General features: G+C 64.2%; 17 protein-coding genes. 8 read left to right on the forward strand and 9 right to left on the reverse strand.

Annotation, left to right across the window (positions count from 1 at the left end):
- Nucleotides 1-36: 36 nt before the first annotated feature.
- From CR105_RS03605 to CR105_RS03625, 5 genes are all read right to left on the reverse strand, one after another.
- On the reverse strand, nucleotides 37-2,979 hold the full coding sequence (locus tag CR105_RS03605) for a ribonucleoside-diphosphate reductase subunit alpha (RefSeq protein ID WP_099787073.1): 2,943 nt from the start codon (nucleotides 2,977-2,979) through the stop codon (nucleotides 37-39).
- Nucleotides 2,980-3,486: 507 nt separating this feature from the next.
- Nucleotides 3,487-4,902, reverse strand: a complete 1,416-nt coding sequence (locus CR105_RS03610; RefSeq protein WP_099787074.1) for a sigma-54-dependent transcriptional regulator — start codon at nucleotides 4,900-4,902, stop codon at nucleotides 3,487-3,489.
- A 43-nt stretch (nucleotides 4,903-4,945) separates the two neighbouring features.
- On the reverse strand, nucleotides 4,946-6,625 hold the full coding sequence (locus CR105_RS03615; RefSeq protein WP_099787075.1) for a sensor histidine kinase: 1,680 nt from the start codon (nucleotides 6,623-6,625) through the stop codon (nucleotides 4,946-4,948).
- 3 nt (nucleotides 6,626-6,628) lie between these two features.
- Nucleotides 6,629-6,859 carry a PP0621 family protein gene (locus CR105_RS03620; protein WP_099787076.1) on the reverse strand — a complete coding sequence of 77 codons (231 nt, stop codon included), beginning with the start codon at nucleotides 6,857-6,859 and terminating at the stop codon, nucleotides 6,629-6,631.
- Nucleotides 6,856-7,659 carry a cytochrome C assembly family protein gene (locus CR105_RS03625; protein WP_099787077.1) on the reverse strand — a complete coding sequence of 268 codons (804 nt, stop codon included), beginning with the start codon at nucleotides 7,657-7,659 and terminating at the stop codon, nucleotides 6,856-6,858. Before CR105_RS03625 ends, CR105_RS03620 begins: the two co-directional genes overlap by 4 nt.
- Nucleotides 7,660-7,885: 226 nt before the next feature.
- On the opposite strand from CR105_RS03625, the gene ffh reads away from it, so the two are divergent.
- A complete protein-coding gene (ffh, locus tag CR105_RS03630) occupies nucleotides 7,886-9,253 on the forward strand; it encodes a signal recognition particle protein (protein ID WP_099787078.1) in 1,368 nt (455 codons plus the stop codon).
- A 234-nt stretch (nucleotides 9,254-9,487) separates the two neighbouring features.
- Nucleotides 9,488-9,892, forward strand: coding sequence for an SWIB/MDM2 domain-containing protein (locus CR105_RS03635; protein WP_099787079.1), 405 nt, complete (start codon nucleotides 9,488-9,490; stop codon nucleotides 9,890-9,892).
- Between the two features lie 150 nt (nucleotides 9,893-10,042).
- Here CR105_RS03635 and CR105_RS03640 read toward each other — a convergent pair whose 3' ends face one another.
- Complete coding sequence (locus tag CR105_RS03640; protein ID WP_099787080.1) at nucleotides 10,043-10,666, reverse strand: lytic transglycosylase domain-containing protein; 624 nt, start codon at nucleotides 10,664-10,666, stop codon at nucleotides 10,043-10,045.
- Between the two features lie 5 nt (nucleotides 10,667-10,671).
- Nucleotides 10,672-12,405: a proline--tRNA ligase gene (locus CR105_RS03645; RefSeq protein ID WP_099787081.1), complete on the reverse strand. Its 1,734-nt coding sequence runs from the start codon at nucleotides 12,403-12,405 to the stop codon at nucleotides 10,672-10,674.
- Between the two features lie 204 nt (nucleotides 12,406-12,609).
- Here CR105_RS03645 and CR105_RS03650 point away from each other — a divergent pair, with 204 nt between their 5' ends.
- The 3 genes from CR105_RS03650 to CR105_RS03660 all read left to right on the forward strand — a co-directional run bounded on the left by CR105_RS03650 (nucleotide 12,610) and on the right by CR105_RS03660 (nucleotide 15,003).
- Complete coding sequence (locus CR105_RS03650; protein WP_099787082.1) at nucleotides 12,610-13,236, forward strand: RNA pyrophosphohydrolase; 627 nt, start codon at nucleotides 12,610-12,612, stop codon at nucleotides 13,234-13,236.
- Nucleotides 13,237-13,367: 131 nt separating this feature from the next.
- Nucleotides 13,368-14,324, forward strand: coding sequence for a retroviral-like aspartic protease family protein (locus CR105_RS03655; protein ID WP_180288077.1), 957 nt, complete (start codon nucleotides 13,368-13,370; stop codon nucleotides 14,322-14,324).
- A gap of 259 nt (nucleotides 14,325-14,583) precedes the next feature.
- Entirely contained in the window at nucleotides 14,584-15,003 is a 420-nt protein-coding gene (locus tag CR105_RS03660; RefSeq protein ID WP_099787435.1) for a DUF1841 family protein, read from the forward strand.
- 399 nt (nucleotides 15,004-15,402) lie between these two features.
- Here CR105_RS03660 and CR105_RS03665 read toward each other — a convergent pair whose 3' ends face one another.
- Together CR105_RS03665 and CR105_RS03670 are read right to left on the reverse strand one after the other, a co-directional pair.
- Nucleotides 15,403-15,744, reverse strand: coding sequence for a c-type cytochrome (locus tag CR105_RS03665; RefSeq protein WP_099787084.1), 342 nt, complete (start codon nucleotides 15,742-15,744; stop codon nucleotides 15,403-15,405).
- Nucleotides 15,745-15,754: 10 nt separating this feature from the next.
- Nucleotides 15,755-16,093 carry a c-type cytochrome gene (locus CR105_RS03670; RefSeq protein ID WP_099787085.1) on the reverse strand — a complete coding sequence of 113 codons (339 nt, stop codon included), beginning with the start codon at nucleotides 16,091-16,093 and terminating at the stop codon, nucleotides 15,755-15,757.
- A gap of 174 nt (nucleotides 16,094-16,267) precedes the next feature.
- Between CR105_RS03670 and CR105_RS03675 the strand changes: the two genes are divergently transcribed.
- Genes CR105_RS03675 through CR105_RS03685 form a run of 3 tightly spaced genes read left to right on the forward strand, consistent with a single transcriptional unit; the run spans nucleotide 16,268 to nucleotide 18,901 of the window.
- On the forward strand, nucleotides 16,268-17,134 hold the full coding sequence (locus CR105_RS03675; RefSeq protein WP_099787086.1) for an AAA family ATPase: 867 nt from the start codon (nucleotides 16,268-16,270) through the stop codon (nucleotides 17,132-17,134).
- A gap of 5 nt (nucleotides 17,135-17,139) precedes the next feature.
- Complete coding sequence (locus tag CR105_RS03680; protein ID WP_099787087.1) at nucleotides 17,140-17,730, forward strand: GNAT family N-acetyltransferase; 591 nt, start codon at nucleotides 17,140-17,142, stop codon at nucleotides 17,728-17,730.
- Between the two features lies 1 nt (nucleotide 17,731).
- Nucleotides 17,732-18,901, forward strand: coding sequence for a vWA domain-containing protein (locus CR105_RS03685; RefSeq protein ID WP_099787088.1), 1,170 nt, complete (start codon nucleotides 17,732-17,734; stop codon nucleotides 18,899-18,901).
- Nucleotides 18,902-18,954 lie beyond the last annotated feature (53 nt).

The raw sequence follows: 18,954 nt of genomic DNA on the forward strand, positions 1-18,954 counted from the left end.
GCCAAACCGGGGGCTCGGCGCCCCCAGACCCGACGCTTACTGGCAGGCTTCGCATTCCTCGAAACCGTCGTCGCCCGGACGCAGGTAGCACGCCGCGCCGTCGGCTTCCGCCGCGGCCGCTGCCGCCGATGCTGCCGCGGCCGCTTCAGCCGCCGCCACCGCGCCCTGGGCGCTGGCCGACATGCCGCCGTCGACCGCCACCGCGTTCAGCGCGCCGGTCTTCGACGTCGACTTCTCCATGTGCGTCGCCGCCATGGTGCGCAGGTAATAGGTGGTCTTGAGGCCGCGCAACCATGCCAGCTTGTACGTCTCGTCGAGCTTCTTGCCCGACGCGCCGGCCATGTAGATGTTCAGCGACTGCGCCTGGTCGATCCACTTCTGGCGGCGCGATGCAGCTTCGACCAGCCAGCTTGGCGATACTTCGAAGGCGGTGGCGTAGATGTCGCGCAGGTCTTGCGGGATGCGGTCGATCTTGGCCAGCGAACCGTCGAAATACTTCAGGTCGGCAATCATGACTTCATCCCACAGGTCGCGCGCCTTCAGGTCGCGCACCAGGTACGCGTTGATCTCTGTAAATTCGCCCGACAGGTTCGATTTCACATACAGGTTCTGGAACGTCGGCTCGATGCAGGCCGACACGCCGATGATGTTCGAAATCGTCGCCGTCGGCGCGATCGCCACGCAGTTCGAGTTGCGCATGCCGAACTGCTTGATGCGATCGCGCACCGGGGTCCAATCCATTGCCGACGAGCTATCGACTTCGAGGTAGCCGCCGCGCTCTTCGGCCAGCAAGGCCACCGAATCCTGCGGCAGGATGCCGCGGTCCCACAGCGAACCTGCGTACGACTCGTAGCGGCCGCGTTCTTCGGCCAGCTCGGTCGAGGCCAGGTAAGCGTAGTAGCACACCGCTTCCATCGACGTATCGGCAAAGGCCACCGCGTCGTTCGAGGCGAACGGAATGCGCATCATGTGCAGGCAATCCTGGAAGCCCATGATACCCATGCCGACCGGGCGATGGCGCATGTTTGAGTTGCGCGCTTTCTCGACGGCGTAGTAGTTGATGTCGATGACGTTGTCGAGCATGCGCATTGCGGTGCGCACGGTCTTCTGCAGCTTGACCTTGTCAAGCTTGCCTTCTTTCATGTGCGCCGGCATGTTTACCGAACCGAGGTTGCAGACGGCAATTTCCGACTCGTTCGTGTTGAGCGTGATCTCGGTGCACAGGTTCGAGCTGTGGACGACGCCGACGTGCGATTGCGGCGAACGGATGTTGCACGGATCCTTGAAGGTGATCCATGGGTGGCCCGTTTCGAACAGCATCGACAGCATCTTGCGCCACAGGTCGAGCGCGGCGATCTTCTTGAACACGCGGATTTCGCCGGCCGCCGCTTTCGCCTCGTATCCGGTGTAGGCCAGTTCGAACGCCTTGCCGACCTTGTCGTGCAGGTCCGGCGCCTCGGATGGCGAGAACAAGGTCCAGTCGCCCTTTTCCATCACGCGCTTCATGAACATGTCCGGAATCCAGTTGGCGGTGTTCATGTCGTGGGTGCGGCGGCGGTCGTCGCCGGTATTCTTGCGCAGGTCGAGGAATTCCTCGATGTCCATGTGCCACGTTTCCAGGTAGGCGCAGACGGCGCCCTTGCGCTTGCCGCCCTGGTTGACCGCGACGGCGGTGTCGTTGACCACTTTCAGGAACGGCACCACGCCTTGCGACTTGCCGTTGGTGCCCTTGATGTGAGCGCCGAGCGCGCGCACCGGGGTCCAGTCATTGCCCAGGCCGCCGGCGTACTTGGCCAGCAGCGCGTTTTCCTTGATGGCGTCGTAGATGCCCTCGAGGTCGTCCGAGACGGTGGTCAGGTAGCAAGACGACAACTGCGAGCGCAAGGTGCCCGAGTTGAACAGGGTCGGTGTCGAGCTCATGAAGTCGAACGACGACAGCAGGTGGTAGAACTCGATGGCGCGCGCTTCGCGGTTTTCTTCGCGCAGCGACAGGCCCATCGCCACGCGCATGTAGAACGCCTGCGGCATTTCGATGCGGACATCGCGCACGTGCAGGAAATAGCGGTCGTACAGGGTCTGCAGGCCGATGTAGCCGAACTGCAAGTCGCGGTCGGCGACCAGCGCCTTGGCCAGCTTGGCCAGGTCATAGGTGGCCAGCACCGGATCGAGCAGCTCGTTGGCGATGCCCTTGGCGATGTATTGCGGGAAGTACTCTATATAGTGCGCCGCCGCTTTTGCCTGCGGCACTTCCTGGCCGAACACTTCCTTGCGAATCGTGTGCAGCAGGATGCGGGCCGTCACTTGCGAGTAGGCTGGGTCCTTTTCCATCAGCGCGCGCGCGGCCAGGATGGCCGACTTGTGCAGCTCTTCGACCGGCACGCCGTCGTACAGGTTGCGCACGGTCTCGGCGAGGATGGCGTCGGCGTCGACGTGCTTTTCCAGGCCGACGCAGGCGGCGTTGATCAGGTCACGGACCTGGTTCAGGTCCAGTGCGCGGCGCTCGCCGTTCTCGAGCACGTGGATCTGCGGCGCGGCGACCTGGGCGGAGGCGCCCTGCGCTTCCTTGGCCAGGCGGCGCTCTTCCATGTGCTTGGCGCGGTACAGCACGTAGGCGCGGGCGACGTCGTGCTCGCCGGAGCGCATCAGCGACAGTTCGACCTGGTCCTGCACGTCTTCGATGTGGAAGGTGCCGCCGCCCGGATGGCGGCGCACCAGGGCGGCGACGACGCTGGCGGTCAGCTGCTCGACCAGGTCGCGCACGCGCGCCGAGGCCGCGCCCTGGCCGCCGGTGACGGCGAGGAACGCCTTGGTCACGGCGATGGCGATCTTCGATGGTTCGAACGCGACGACAGCGCCGTTGCGGCGGATGATGCGGTAGTCGCCATGCGACGCGATCTCGGCCGCTGCCGCGTCTGCGGGAGCCGTCGAACCTGGGGTGACGTGCAGCGAATTGGTGGAATTGTCTTGTGATGTTTGCATTGAAGCTCCCGGGGACGGCATGCAGTCGTGCTGCAGCCTTGTTATCAAGTAGACCGGCGGCGAGGCCGATCGATCAACAAATAAAAAAGCAAAAAAAATACCCTGCCAACCGTTGCGCACTGTTGGCAAACGACGTTAAACATGGGTTGAATACGCTGGTCAGAAACCGGTCCGAGCTGCTGGACGGTGTACAAAACTGTGCCAGGGGAAGATCCCCCTGTACCACTACATCTAGTCATAAGCGCTTGAGTGAGACTAATTGTAGTGCCTGGCCGCACCTCACGCAATACATTTCGGACACCATTGGATACTAAATATTTGATATTTTTTTCGGTGTGGAGGCTTGACATTTTTCGGTGCGGAAAGCACGCCGACCAGCCGGTGAGCGGGCACTAACACTGCATCATTTGCAGGCAGGTTTGCGCCGCGCTGGTGCGCCGGGCGCGCGCGATGGCGCCGGCGTCAGGCGCCGGCCGTCGCATATTGCGCTGGCGAAAAAGCAACAACTTATTGCTCAGGTTCCTGAATGTCGAGCTTTTGCATCTGGTAGCGCAATTGGCGAAAGCTGATGCCGAGCAGTTGCGCGGCCTGGGTGCGGTTGAACTGGGTCTGGGCCAGCGCGCGCAGGATGATGTCGCGCTCGACCTGCACCAGGTAGTCGGGCAGATTGTTCGGCAACGCGTCGGGGCCGAGCGTGGCCGGCGCCGGCGCCGGCGCTGGCGCGGCCACCTGGTTGGGCGCCACCTCCGCCGGCGCGCTGACCTCGGCCACGCGCGCGCTCTTGAGCGACAGGTCGGCCACCTCGATGACGCCGTCGTTGGCAAACGCCAGCGCGCGTTCGAGCACGTTCTCCAGCTCGCGCACGTTGCCGGGGAATGAATAGGCGCACAGCGTGTCGAGCACCTGGGCGCCGAGCGCCGCCTTCGGGCCGCCGCCGGCCAGCCGCGCCAGGATCGCATCGGTGAGCACGCCGAGGTCGGCGAGCCGCTCGCGCAGCGGCGGCAGCGCCAGCTCGATCACGTTGAGCCGATAGAACAGGTCCTGCCTGAACTTGCCCGTTTCGACGCAATGGGCCAGGTCCTGGTGGGTGGCGCTGATGATGCGCACGTCGACCGGCTCCTCGGCGGTGGCGCCGATCTTGCGCACGCGCCGTTCCTGGATCGCGCGCAGCAGCTTGACCTGCATCGCCAGCGGCAGGTCGGCCACTTCGTCGAGCATCAGGGTGCCGCCGTTGGCCGCCTGGAAGAAGCCGTCGCGCTCGTCGGCCGCGCCGGTGAAGGCGCCCTTGCGGTAGCCAAAGAACTCCGCTTCCATCAGCGCTTCCGGAATGGCGCCGCAGTTGACGGCGATGAAGGCACGCGCCGCGCGCGAACTCTGGGCGTGGATCTCACGCGCGGCCAGCTCCTTGCCGCTGCCCGATTCGCCCGTGATGGCAATCGGCGCCATCGAGCGCGCCAGGCGCGCGATCTGCGCGCGCAGCGCCTGCATCGCGGCGGAGGCGCCGATCAGCCGGCTGGGCGCAGCCGCGCCGGCGGCCGGCGGCGCCGATCCCGGGCTGCTCAGGCGCAGCGCCGAGCGCACCATCACGCGCAAATCGTCCAGCACCACCGGCTTGGAGACGTAGTCGAAGGCGCCGGCCTTGAGCGCCACCACCGCGTTGTCGGCGCTGCCGTACGCGGTGACGACGGCGATCGGCGTGCCTTTGCCGCTGGCCGCCACTTCGCGCACCAGCTCGAGGCCAAGGCCGTCGGGCAGGCGCATGTCGGTCAGCACCAGCGCGTACTCGTTGGCGGCAAACAGTGCGCGCGCCTGGCCAAGCGTTTCGGCGCAGTCGACGTCCAGGCCCATCCTGACGAGCGTGATGTCGAGCAGTTCGCGCAGGTCCGCTTCGTCGTCGACGACCAGGATGCGGGGTGAAGTCATGATGTGGCCTTTCGGTTGCTCGGTTTCATACCAGGTGCTTGCATCATACGGCCCACGGCTGCGCGAAGGTGATGACGAACCTGCCGCTGGCCTTGCGCAGGCCGAACGCGCCGGGATCGATGCGGTATTCGTAATCGAGCATGGCGTCGTTGTTCAGGCACAGCTCGCGCGCCAGGTACAGGCCCAGGCCGGTGCCCTTGCTGGAGGTGGTGTAGAACGGCTCAAACAGGTGGGCGCGCACTTCCGGCGTGATGCCGGGGCCGTCGTCCTGCACGTGCAGTTCCATCCGTCCGGGGCCGTCGCCGACGACGAACAGGCGGATCGAGCCTGGCGTGGCGCTGGCGTAGCGGATCGCGTTGGTGAGCAGGTTGACCACCACTTCGCGCAGGTGCAGCGCGTCGAAGCGCACCGGCGACTTGCCGGTGGCGCCGACCCAGATCATATCGTCGGGCAGCGCGTGGGTTTCCTGGAACTCGGCGCGGATCTCGGCGAGGAACGGCGCCAGGTACAGCGGCTCGGAGTGCGGCTGCACCTTGCGCGAGAGCTGCAGGATGTCTTCGACCATGCGGTTGACGCGGGCGACGTTGTCGCCGACGATCTTGAGCAGGCGCGCGTGCGACGGCTCGGACAGGTCTTCGGCCAGCAGCGAGGTGGCGTGGCCGATCGCCGACAGCGGGTTGCGCACCTCGTGGGCGATGCTGGCGGTCAGGCGCCCCATCGACGCGAGTTTCAGTTGCTGCGCCTGGTTTTCGATGGCGGTGACGTCCTGCAGGAAGATGACGCAGCGTTCGGTGGCCTGGTCGGGCGTGTCGACGCGCGCGAAGCGCAGCTTCAGGTGCGCGGCCAGGTCGGGACGCACGCTGCGCAGCAGCGGTCCGGCTTCGGCGCCGGCTTCCTGGCCCGGCTTGACGGTGACGAAGGCGCCGCCGGCCTCGCCGCCGGCCCCTTCCAGCGGCAGCTTGAGCCAGGCGCCGAACGCCTGCGCGATCGGGTCGAGCGGCGCCACTTCGGCCAGGCGGAAGTCGCAGCCTTCGCCGGCCAGCGCCAGCATGCGCTGGGCCGCCGGATTACTGGTAAATACCTGGCCGTCGTGGCCGACGACGAGGATGCCGTCGCCGACATCGGCCATGACGATGCGGTTGATCGCCTGCTGGATCTTCAGGTCGGCGCCGCGGCGCGCCGCCAGGTCTTCCTGGCCGATCAGCTTTGCCGCCAGCCGGCTCACCAGCAGCACCACGGCGAAAAACGCCGCGCCGAACACGCCCGACTGCAGCAGCGGCGTGTCGCCGTCTTTCACATACGTGCTCCAGGCGCTTTCGCCGATCAGGAACAGCGTCACGATCGAAGCGGAAAACAGCGCCAGCACCAGCGGCGCCAGGATGGCGGCGCCGGCCAGCGGAAACAGGTACAGGATCGCCAGGCCGCTGCGCACGCCGCCGCCGCTGACATACAGCAGCGAGATGACGGCCAGGTCGAGCGCGATCTGGGCGCCCAGCTGCAGCATGAAGCGGCGCCGCCAGTAGACCGTCAAGACACCGAACAGGAATGCCGCGGCGAGGTACGCGACGCACGTTTCGGCGTACAGGTGCTGGCCGGCGCGCGTGTCGAAGGAGAGGTACAGCAGCAGCACGATGGCGATGACGATGCGCGTCGCCGTCAGCGTCTGCAGCGAGCGCCAGAAGGTATCGCGCGATTGGACCGACAGCGCCTGCCAGCGTGCCATCGGCTACTTGGCCGGCAGCCGCACGTGGGCCGGGCTGCAGTAGTCGAGGCCATCGGCGCGCACCGCTTCCGATTGCGGGAAATGCACGCCGCAGTGGGCGCAGCTGGTCATCGTCTCGATCGCCGGCGGCGGCGACGGCGCCTTCGGCGGCGTCAGGCCGGCCGAACGGATCTTGCTGCGGATCGCCCAGATCACCAGGATCGCCAGCGCCACCCAGAACAGGAAGCGCATCATGCCAGGCCCCGGTGCAGTACCACTTCGAGCACGAACCGGCTGCCGACGTAGGCCAGCACCAGCGTGGCGAAGCCGGCCAGCGTGAAGCGCAGCGCCGTCTTGCCGCGCCAGCCGCGCCACCTGCGCCCGGTCAGCAGCGCCGCAAACAGCAGCCATGACAGCAGCGCGAAGACGGTCTTGTGATCCCACTTCATGACGGCGCCGAACAGCTGTTCGGAAAACACGATGCCCGACAATACAGTGAGGCTGAGCAGCACGAAGCCGATGCGGATCAGGCGAAACAGCAGCTTTTCCATCGTCAGCAGCGCCGGCAGCTGGTCGAGCGCGCCGCCGAGCCAGTTCGGCGCCGGGCTGCGCGTGTGCAGGCGCGACTCCTGCAGCGCCATCAGCACGGCGTGGAAAGCGGCGATCGTCAAGGTGCTGTAGGCCAGCATCGCGACGGCGATGTGCCAGCCGAACGCCGGCGCCTGGCCCTGCAGCTGGAACACGCTGCCGGGAAACAGCGCCGGCAGCGCGGCGGCGGCGGCCGCGCACGGCATCACCAGGCGGCGCAGGCCGTCGAGCGCGAAGTTGCGGTTCTCCAGCCAGTACGCGGCCACCGACACCCACAGCGCGGCCGACAGCATGATGGCAAAGCCGACGCGCAGGCCGCCCGGCGTGCGCATGTCGAACCACAGCGCGGCGCCGTGCAGCAGCCAGGCGGCCGCGGTAACGGCCGAAATCAAGCCGCCCTGGCGGACCGGCACCAGGGCGCACACCGCGTACAGCAGCATGGCAACTAAAAAGAAATAGGTTTGCATCGGCTAAGTTTACACTATCGGCGCGCCGCCGGTGCCCCAGCCGGAGTCCAACCCGACTATATATACAGGCGCAACGCTGGTGTCAGGTCTGACATTCGGACATTCGCGCGCGAATGTCCGAATGTCAGACCTGACACCAGCGTGTCGGCGCCCGCCGTCCATGAGGTAAAATGCTTCACTTCCGGCGCTACGCCGCCGCTTGCCCACGCTTCGATCCAGGTTTGCCATGCTAGATAACTTAACCCAACGCCTTGCCAAGGTCGTCAAGACCATGCGCGGTGAGGCGCGTCTGACCGAAACCAATACCGCGGAGATGCTGCGCGAAGTGCGCCTGGCCCTGCTCGAGGCCGACGTCGCCTTGCCGGCGGTGCGCGAATTTATCAGCCGCGTCAAGGAAAAGGCGCTCGGCGAAGAAGTCATCGGCTCGCTCAGCCCAGGCCAGGCGCTGGTCGGCGTGGTGCAGAAGGAACTGGCCGCGCTGATGGGCGCCGACCTCGGCCCCGAAGCGTCGCAGCTGAGCTTTGCGCAGCAGCCGCCGGCGATCATCCTGATGGCCGGCCTGCAAGGTGTCGGTAAAACCACCACCGTCGGCAAGCTCGCCAAGTACCTGCGCGAAGAGAAGAAAAAGAAAGTGCTGACCGTCTCGGCCGACGTGTATCGCCCGGCCGCGATCGCCCAGCTCGAATCGGTGACCAAGCAGGTCGGCGCCGACTTCTTCCCGAGTTCGGCCACCGACAAGCCGGTCGACATCGCCCGCGCCGCGCTCGACTGGGCCAAGAAACACTACCACGACGTGCTGATCATCGACACCGCCGGCCGCCTCGGCATCGACGAGGCGATGATGGCCGAGATCGCCGCGTTGCACGCCGCGGTCAAGCCGATCGAAACGCTGTTCGTCGTCGACGCCATGCTCGGCCAGGATGCGATCAACACGGCCAAGGCGTTCAACGACGCGCTGCCGCTGACCGGCATCGTCCTCACCAAGCTCGACGGCGACTCGCGCGGCGGCGCCGCGCTGTCGGTGCGCCACATTACCGGCAAACCGATCAAGTTTGCCGGCGTGTCGGAAAAGCTCGACGGCCTCGAAGCGTTCGACGCCCAGCGCATGGCCAACCGCATCCTCGGCATGGGCGACATCCTGGCGCTGGTGGAAGAAGCGCGCAAGGGCGTCGACACCAAGGCGGCGGCCGACCTGGCCAACAAGATCAAGGTCGGCGGCAAGTTCGACATGAACGACTTCAAGTCGCAGCTGGGCCAGATGAAGAAAATGGGCGGCATGGCCAGCCTGGTCGACAAGCTGCCGGCGCAGTTCCAGCAGGCCGCCGGCGGCGCCAACATGGACCAGGCCGACAAGCAGGTGCGCCGCATGTGCGGCATCATCGACTCGATGACGCCGCAAGAGCGCGCCAAGCCTGAGCTGATCAAGGCCACCCGCAAACGCCGCATCGCCGCCGGCGCCGGCGTCCAGGTGCAGGAAGTAAACCGCATGCTGGCGCAGTTCGACCAGATGCAAAGCATGATGAAAAAGCTCAAGGGCGGCGGCATGATGAAGATGATGCGCGGTATGAAAGGCATGATGCCGGGCATGCGTTAAGCCATTTCAGCCGATAAAAAGCCGGCCGGCGGATCTGTTCCGCGGCCGGCTTTTTTTATTCGATTTCACCTCTGGGAAGCCGGCTTTGCACCAGGGTAGCGCCTGAACCGCGAATTTCGCTTGTATTAGAGTGAAAAATTTCGAAAAACACTTGCAACAACAGTAAAAGCCCACCAATATAAGCCGTGCGATCAATTGCGCAATTTCCCATGTGTTCGTTAAGGAGGCTCGAAGATGGCAACAGCCAAAAAAACCCCAGCAGCAGCTCCAGCAAAAAAAGCGGCAGCCAAGCCAGCAGCAGCGGCAAAGCCAGCGGCTAAAAAAGCAGCTCCAGCAAAGGCCGCGGCGCCAAAAGCAGCCGCAGCGAAGAAAGCACCAGCAGCACCACGCAAGCCTAACGCCGCCTTCATGAAGGCGATGACTCCGTCCGATACGCTGGCCGCAGTGGTTGGCGCGACCCCGCTGCCACGCACCGAAGTCACCAAAAAAGTGTGGGACTATATTAAAAAGCTCGACCTGCAAGACGCTGCAAACCGTCGCATGATCAATGCCGACGACAAGCTCAAAGCGGTCTTTGGCGGCAAAGCCCAGGTCTCCATGTTCGAAATGACGAAACTCATTTCCGATCATCTGAAATAAAAACAGCTTGGTTGTAACGACCGAATTGAAAAAAGGCCCCGGTTGCGACACCGGGGCCTTTTGTTTTTAGATCGTCATCGCAGTTAATTAATACTTGGCTAATTCGAAGTTCACTGCGCCGGAACCGCTACCATTTATGCATCACCGTAATCAGCGAGTAATCAGCGGCGTCGCTGGCGCCATTTCCCACTTCTTCCACGCCGCTAAAACCGCATTCGGATACTGCGGCTTGCCGCGGCTGCCGTTGTAGCGGCCCAGCGCCAGGTACAGGTTGCCCGCCTCCATCTCGATGTACATGCGCAAAATCGCGCAGCCGTAGCGCAGGTTGGTCTGCATGTGGAACAGCTTGCTGCGGTCGCTGTCGCCGATCACCTTGGCCCAGAACGGCATCACCTGCATGTAGCCGCGCGCGCCGACCATCGATACGGCGTACTTGCGATACGCCGATTCGACCTGGATCAGCCCCAGCACCAGCCCCGGATCGAGTCCGGCGCGGGTGGCCTCGTACCAGGCGGTGGCGAGGAATTCGGTACGCAACTGCGCATCGGGCAGCTTGCGCTTGAGGCGGTCGGACATCTGCGCCAGCCATTGCTGGTAGCGCAGCCGCGCCGCCTCGTCGCGAAACACCGGCTGCGGCGGGCGCGCATCCTTGATGGCGTTGGCCAGCGCCAGCCGCACTGAGTCGGCCAGCGCCTCCTCCTTCTGGTTGCCGGCATGCGCGGCGGCGCTCGCGGCCAGGCTGGCCGCGAGCAATACCCTGACCAGCCAAGTCATCCGGCTCACTGGCTCAGCTTGCCCTTGATGAACTCGACCATGCCGGCCACCGGCACGGCGGTCGCCGCGGCATCGCGCCGGCCCTGGTATTCGAGGTTGCCCTCTTTCAGGCCGCGCTCGCCGATGACGACGCGGTGCGGCACGCCGATCAGTTCCCAGTCGGCGAACATGGCGCCCGGACGCAGGCCGCGGTCGTCGACGATGACGTCGACGCCGGCCGCCTGCAAATCGGCGTACAGCTTCTCGACTTCGGTCTTGACCATCTCGCTGCGGTCCATGCCCATCGGGCACAGCACCACTTCGAACGGCGCGATCGCGGTCGGCCAGACGATGCCCTTGTCGTCGTAGTTCTGCTCGATGGCGGCGCCCAGGATGCGCGTCACGCCGATGCCGTAGCAGCCCATCTGCAATGGCGCCGGCTTGCCGTTTTCGTCGAGGAAGGTCGCCTTCATGCTTTCGGAGTAGGCGGTGCCGAGCTGGAACACGTGGCCCACTTCGATGCCGCGCTCGATTGCCAGCACGCCCTTGCCGTCCGGCGAAGCGTCGCCTTCGACGACGTTGCGCAGGTCGGCCACCAGCGGCTCGGCGACATCGCGTCCCCAGTTGGCGCCGATGTAGTGGAAATCCTTGTCGTTGGCGCCGCAGACGAAGTCGGCCATGTTGGCGACGCTGCGGTCGGCAACCACGGTGACCGGCTGCTTGGTGCCGATCGGACCCAGGTAGCCGGGCAAGGTGCCGTAGCACAGCAGGATTTCGGCTTCGGTGGCGAAGCGGTGGTTGGCCAGGCCGGGCACCTTGCCGACCTTCACCTCGTTCATTTCATGGTCGCCGCGCAGCAGCAGCATCCAGTTTTCGGTCGTCTTCTTGCCGTCGACTTCCTTCTCGACCACCAGGGCGATCGTCTTGACGGTCTTCGACAGTTCTATGCCGAGCAACTGCGCCACCTGCTCGCACTTGGTGGTGCCTGGCGTCGACGTCTTGGTCAGTTCCTGGCCTGGGGCCGGACGGCTGGCCGCCAGCGGCATCGCTTCGGCCGCTTCCATGTTGGCGGCAAAGTCGGACGTCGGGCAGTACACCAGGGCGTCTTCGCCGGTGCTGGCGATGACGTGGAATTCGTGCGAACCGGTGCCGCCGATGGCGCCGTTGTCGGCCGCCACGGCGCGGAACTTCAGGCCGAAGCGGGTGAAGATGGCGGTGTAGGCGTCGAACATGACCTTGTAGGACGCTTGCATGCCGGCCAGGTCGCGGTCGAACGAGTAGGCGTCCTTCATGGTGAATTCTCGCCCGCGCATCAGGCCGAAGCGCGGCCGGCGCTCGTCGCGGAACTTGGTCTGGATGTGGTACAAGTTCAGCGGCAGCTGGCGGTACGACTTGATCTCGGTGCGCACGACGTCGGTGATGACTTCCTCGGACGTCGGCTGGATCGCGTATTCGCGGCCGTGGCGGTCTTTGACGCGCATCAGTTCCGGGCCCATCTTGTCCCAGCGGCCGGTCTCCTGCCACAGCTCGGCCGGCTGGACCAGCGGCATCAGCAGTTCGATGCCGCCCGCCTTATTCATCTCGTCGCGAATGATCGCTTCGACCTTGCGGATCACCCGCAGGCCGGTTGGCATATAGGTATAGATGCCCGAACCGAGGCGCTTGATCATCCCGGCGCGCATCATCAGCTGGTGGCTGACGATCTCGGCGTCGGAAGGCGCTTCTTTTTGAGTTGAAATAAAAAATCGGGAGGCACGCATATCGATGAATTCTTTTTAAAAAGAGAGAGTTATAATCAACCTAATTTTAAAGGATTAGCTGGCCGATGCGTCCAATCTTTATACAAATGGGTCCGATTAAGCCGCTCCCGCCGTTTTCGCGCGTCGAAAACCTGGTGGGTGCGGGGATTTGTGGGTAAAAAAATAAGAGGCACGCGCTGAGCAGAAAGTTTCGAGAGGTGCACTATGCTCGACCGTGAAGGGTTTCGGCCCAACGTCGGCATCATCCTGCTGAACGCCCAGAACGAGGTGTGGTGGGGCAAGCGGGTGCGCGAGCACTCGTGGCAATTCCCGCAAGGGGGAATCAAATACGGCGAAACGCCGGAGCAGGCGATGTACCGCGAGCTGGAAGAAGAAATCGGCTTGCGGCAAGAACACGTCAAGATCGTGGGGCGCACCCGCGACTGGCTGCGCTATGAGGTGCCGGATCATTTCATCAAGCGCGAAATTCGCGGGCATTACCGCGGGCAAAAGCAGATCTGGTTCCTGCTGCGCATGGTCGCGCGCGACAACGACGTCAACCTGCGTCTGACCGACCACCCCGAGTTCGACGCCTGGCGCTGGCACGACTACTGGGTGCCGCTCGACTGCGTGATCGAGTTCAAGCGCGACGTCTACCAGCGCGCCTTGCAGGAACTGTCGCGCTTTCTGACGTGGCCGGCTGCGGGCGGCCACACGCACGAGCGGCGCCACACGGCGCGCTACCTGCGCCAGCCGCATGCGCCGCGGCAGGCGGCGCAGCCGGATACGGCTGCCGCCGAGCCCGATTGCGCGCCGGTGCCGCAGCTGGCGCTGGCGCCGGCGAAGGACTAGCCGGCACTTGAAGTCGGCAAAAAGGCGGCGTGTCATCACGCCGCTTTTTTTCGCCCCGGCATTGCAAAGTTGATATTTTTTCCTGAAATGCAAGTTAGAATGCGTGTCTGTTCAACTTGTGCGGGATGACCATGACGATGCGGGCGTTGTGCGCGATGGAGCTGCTGCTGCTGGCAGCGCCGTTTGCCGTTGCTGCGGACACGCCGGCATGCCGCTATGTGCCGGTTGCGACGGTCGAGTTGCGCGGCGACGGCGCGCTCTGGCAACCGTTGGTCGACGGCACGATCAACGGCAAAGCGGCCGTCATGCTGTTCGATACGGGTGCGTACCAAAGCAAGCTGCTCAAGGACTCGGCCGACAAGTTCGGGCTGTCGCTGCTTCAGACACGCGGGTATTCGGTCGGGATCGGTGGCGTGTCGAGCAACTACGTCGCCGAGGTCAAGGACTTCTCGGTTGGCAATGCGCACAGCGGCAAGGTCAACATGAGCGTGCTTGGCAACATGGGCCGGCGCATGCCGTTCGACGCCATCGTCGGCGCCGACTTCGCGCTGCAAATGGACCTGGAGATTTCCCTCGCCGAGCGGAAACTGAAGTTTTACCGTGCGAGCGACTGCGACGACACGTTCCTGGCGTACTGGAGTGCCGACGCGATGGAGATCCCGTTCGGCGGCACCGACACCGGCCACCCGACGCCGCGCATCATCGTCGACGTCAACGGCACCAAGCTCGAGGCCATCATCGACACCGGCGCCAGCGCCACCGGCATGACGCGCGCCGCGGCCGAGCGGGCCGGCATCCGCGTGGGCGATGCGAACGTGCACACGCTCGGCAAATCGGTCGGCGTCGGCGCCAAGCGCATCGACACCTGGCAGGTCGAGGTCGACTTCACGATCGGCAGCGAGACGATCCGCAACGCCAACATCGGCATCCACGACGATCCGCCGCAAGGCAACAACATCGGCATGCCGGACATGCTGATCGGCGCTGATTTCCTGCGCGCGCACCGCGTCCTGATTTCCATGAGCCAGCGGCGCGTGTATGTGTCGTATTTGGGCGGCGAGGTGTTTCGCAAACGGCGCATTCGCTGACCGGCTGCCGGCAGAGCGGGCTGGGAAGCCGGTTTTGGCCGGACACTTATGCAACATTAAAGTTGTTGCGCCGGGCTGAAATTGCCATCCAAACCACCTTCCTGAACACGCCGGCGCAACGGGCGAGCGCGACAAGCGGAAGGCAATGCTGGAAGAGCTGCGCAGCAAGTGCGCCAGGCCGCCGCCTGGAGCGCCTGGTTGGCGCGCGCCAACCGGCACGCGCTACAATGGCGGCTTCGTTCCTGCCCTCACAATCGCCATGTTCAATCCGTCGTCCAATGACGTCCGCCGCTTCTTCTGCGAAGTGTTCCGCAAGCAACGCGCCGGCGAAATCCTTAGCCCGATGGAGGCCATCGCCGGCGACTGGATCGCCGGCCATCCGGAGTATGCCGACGAGTTGTCCGACGCCGACGCCGCCGTTGCGCGCGACTACTCGGTCGAAGGCGGCAAGACCAATCCCTTCCTGCACTTGTCGATGCACCTGTCGATTTCCGAGCAGGTGTCGGTCGACCAGCCGCGCGGCATCCGCGACGCCATCAACGCGCTGATCGGCCGCGTCGGCCAGCACGACGCCCACCACCACATCATGGAATGCCTCGGCGAGATGATCTGGAACTCGCAGCGCGACGGCACGCCGCCCGACGCCGACGCCTATGTCGAGTGCGTGCGCATGCGCTAACCACGCGGTACAACTCCGCCAGGGTCCGCCGGGGTCAGGGTCCGCCGGGGTCAGTGCCGGCAATCGTACACGGCCTCATCTTTTCCAACGGGGTGAGTGCCGGCAACCGTACACGGCCTCATCTTCTCCACCGGCGTCAGTGCCGGCAATCGTACACGGCCTCATCTTAGCGAACGCTTCTATTGCCGAGGCTGTGTACGATTGGCGGCACTGACCCCGTGGCATGGCACTGACCCCGTGGCATTGCCGGCACTGACCCCGTGGCGGGTGGGTATCGCTATTGCCGAGGCTGTGTGCGATTGCCGGCACTGACCCCGCTCGGGGATCAGGCGAAAAAAATCCCTTCGGGCCGGCGACGGCGGAAAGGATTTTTTACGTGCCGTCCGGAGACGGCGGCAATCAGCGGTGGGTGACCAGGCTCGAAGGCAGGCTCGACAGGTAGGCGGCGATGTCGACGATGTCCTTGTCCGACAGCGGCTTGACCTGGCCGGCCATGATCGGGTTGGCGCGACCGTTCGGGCCGTCGCCGCGCTTGTACGTCTTCAGCGCGTGCGCCAGGTAGTCGGCGTGCTGGCCGGCCAGCTTTGGATAGCTCGGGTCGATCGATTTGGTGTAATCGGCGCCGTGGCAGGCTGCGCAGTTGTACTTCTTGGCCAGCGCTTCGCCGTTGGCGATGTTGCCGCCGGCAGCAGCGTTGAACGAGACGACGCAGGCGGCCAGCGCAATAATCAGTTTTTTCATGGTGCTGTCCTTATTTCTGCGCAGTGTTGGAAGGCTGCTGCGCGTAGTACGCGGCAACATCGGCGATGTCCTGGTCAGACATGCTCAGCGCGATACCGCGCATCGTCGGATGCTTGCGCTCACCCTTCTTGTAGCCCTGCAGCGCGTTTTCGATGTACTTGGCGGACTGGCCGCCGATCATCGGTACCCGGAACACTTCCGGGAACGTGGCCTTGTAGCCGGGAATGCCGTGGCAGCCGATACACATTTCAACCTTGGCCGCGCCGGCCTTTGGGTTTCCAACGATGTCCGCCGCTGCGGCGACATTGAAACTGCCGGCGAGCACGAGAAGTGCGAAGATTTTTTTCATGGTTGCAATGGTAAGGGGATAATCGGTTCCGGCCGTGCAAAACGTACAACTTGCACTATCAACCTACAATTTTAACCCAAGACCGCATTGCAGTCCAGATTCAAAGTGTCGCCCTGCCGGCTTCGCGCAGTTGGCTTATACTCGAAACAATTCCATTTTCCGGCATCGACTCCCATGACCGCACATCATCAACCGCTGCCCCGCTTCGAGGGATCCGACAGTTACGTCGCCACTGCCGACCTGAAGCTGGCGGTCAACGCTGCCCTGACCTTGCAGCGCCCATTGCTGATCAAGGGCGAGCCTGGCACCGGCAAGACCATGCTGGCCGAGGAAGTGGCCGCCGCGCTGAACATGCCGCTGATGCAGTGGCACATCAAGTCGACCACCAAGGCGCAGCAGGGCCTGTACGAATATGACGCGGTGTCGCGCCTGCGCGACTCCCAGCTCGGCGACGAACGGGTGCGCGACATCCACAACTACATCGTCAAGGGCGTGCTGTGGCAGGCATTCACGGCGCCCGAGCCGGTGGTGCTGCTGATCGACGAGATCGACAAGGCCGACATCGAGTTCCCCAACGACCTGCTGCGCGAACTGGACCGGATGGAGTTCTACGTCTACGAAACGCGCGAAATGGTGGTGGCGAAACATCGGCCGCTGGTGATCATTACCTCCAACAACGAAAAAGAGTTGCCGGATGCGTTCCTGCGCCGCTGCTTCTTCCACTACATCAAGTTCCCCGACAAGGACACGATGGAGGCAATCGTCAAGGTGCACTACCCGACGCTCAAGCAGGACTTGCTGGCGCAAGCGCTGCAAAGTTTCTATGAGGTGCGCGACGTGCCGGGCCTGAAGAAGAAGCCGTCGACGTCCGAATTTCTCGACTGGCTCAAGCTGCTGCTGGCCGAAGACATCGGCCCGGAGGCGCTGCGCAGCAAGGACACCAAGTCGGTAGTGCCGCCGCTGCACGGCGCGCTGCTCAAGAACGAACAGGACGTGCACCTGTTCGAGCGCCTGGTGTACATGTCGCGCACCAACCGCTGAGCAACATGATCGAGGTTCAAGCAGTCACCCTGAAACTGAACGGCGTTCGCCTCGAGCCGCTGGCGCCGGCGCACGCGCCTGGCCTGCGCGCCGCCGCCGAAGACGGCCAGATCTGGAAGCTGCGCGTGACGTGGGTACCGGGGCCGGAGCAGGTCGACGACTACATCGGCGCCGCGCTGACGATGCCGAACCGGCTGGCGTTCGCCGTGATCGATGACGACAGCGGCGCCGTCATGGGCACCACCAGCTACCACGACATCATGCCAGAGATCGACCGCGTCGAAATCGGCCACACCTGGTATGCCAAGAGCCGCCAGCGCAGCGGCGTCAACACCAGCTGCAAGCTGATGCTGCTGGCGCACGCCTTCAACACGCTTGGCTGCGAAGTGGTCGGCCTGCGCACCGACAACCTGAACCACGCCTCGCAGGCGGCGATCGAGCGGCTCGGCGCGCACAAGGACGGCGTCATCCGCCACCACGCTGCGCGGCGCGACGGCAGCGTGCGCGACACCGTCATCTACAGCATCTTGCGCGGCGAATGGCACGGCATCGAATCGGCGCTGCGCGACCGGCTGCAGCTGCACGCGGGGGCCTAGCATGCTGATCGATTTCTTCTACACGCTGAAGGACGCCAAGATTCCGGTGACGATCAAGGAATTCCTGACCCTGCTCGAGGCGATGGAAAAGAACCTGATCGGCCAGTCGATGGACGACTTCTATTACTTGTCGCGGCTGGCGATGGTCAAGGACGAGGCGCATTTCGACAAGTTCGACCGCGCCTTTGCGCAGTACTTCAAGGGCATCAACGGCGCCTTCGAGAACAACAGCGCGATTCCGCTCGACTGGCTGCTCAAGCGCATGGAGCGCGAGCTCACGCCCGAACAGAAGGCGGCGCTGGAAAAATTCGGCTACGACAAGCTGATGGACCGGCTGAACCAACTGCTGAAGGAGCAGAAAGAGCGCCACGAAGGCGGCAGCAAGTGGATCGGCACCGGCGGCACCTCGCCGTTCGGCAACGGCGGCACCAATCCGGAAGGCATCCGCATCGGCGGCGCCGGCGGCAACCGCACCGCGGTCAAGGTGTGGGAGCAACGCTCGTACAAGGATTACGACGCCGAGCGCGAGCTTGGCACGCGCAACATCAAGGTCGCGCTGCGGCGGCTGCGCAAGTTCGCCCGCGAAGGCGCCGAGGACGAACTGGCGCTGGACGCGACCATCCGTGCCACCGCCAGCAATGCCGGCTGGCTCGACATCAAGATGCAGCCTGAGCGCAAGAACAAGATCAAGGTGCTGATGCTGTTAGATGTCGGCGGCAGCATGGACGACCATATCGAGCGCACCGAGGAACTGTTCTCGGCGGCCAAGACCGAATTCAAGAACATGGAGTTCTACTATTTCCACAACTGCGTCTACGACTATCTGTGGAAGAACAACCGGCGCCGCCAGGCCGAGCGCTTTCCGACCTGGGACATCCTGCGCAAGTATCCGGCCGACACCAAGCTGATCTTCGTCGGCGACGCCACCATGAGTCCGTATGAAGTGCTGCAGCCGGGCGGCTCGGTCGAGTACAACAACGAAGAAGCCGGCGCCGCGTGGCTGGCGCGCTTTTGCAACGCGTTTCCAAAATTCATCTGGCTCAATCCCGAGCCGGAGCCCGTGTGGCAATACCGCCAGTCGATCTCGGTCATCAAGCAAATCATGAACAATCGCATGTTCCCGCTGACCATCGACGGCCTCGAGCGCGGCATGCGCTTGCTGAGCAAGTAACAGCAGGGGTATGACGGGGACGCCGAGTCCCGATTCTTCTTTTAGGGTCAGAC

It is taken from the genome of Massilia eurypsychrophila (assembly GCF_002760655.1).
Classification (GTDB): Bacteria; Pseudomonadota; Gammaproteobacteria; order Burkholderiales; family Burkholderiaceae_D; genus JAFCUW01.